Raw genomic sequence first — 213 nt, 5'->3', positions numbered from 1 at the left:
GTCGGCCCCGGCCCCATAGCCCACCTCGGCTGGCCGGTCAGTCTCGCCCACTTCCCCCGGGTCGTGCTGGCGGGATCAAGCCTCGATCGTCGTTTCGGTCTCTATCCTGACTGCGCGGCCCGCCTGCAGCAAGGCCCCTTCGCCGAGACAGAACATCGCCTCGGCCTCTATCCGGTGGTGGATTCGGTGCAGTGGCTGGAGCGGCTGCTGAAA

1 pseudogene is annotated in these 213 nt (G+C 67.6%); it reads left to right on the top strand.

Annotated features, from left to right (window positions below):
• A pseudogene (locus BN1130_RS10965) lies at positions 1–213 on the top strand (phosphomethylpyrimidine kinase); the annotation flags it as partial.

This window comes from Aeromonas rivuli (genome assembly GCF_000820045.1).
In the GTDB taxonomy this organism is placed as follows: domain Bacteria; phylum Pseudomonadota; class Gammaproteobacteria; order Enterobacterales; family Aeromonadaceae; genus Aeromonas; species Aeromonas rivuli.
Note: the sequence above shows the minus strand (reverse complement) of the source record. Positions and strands in the feature narration are given on the sequence as shown.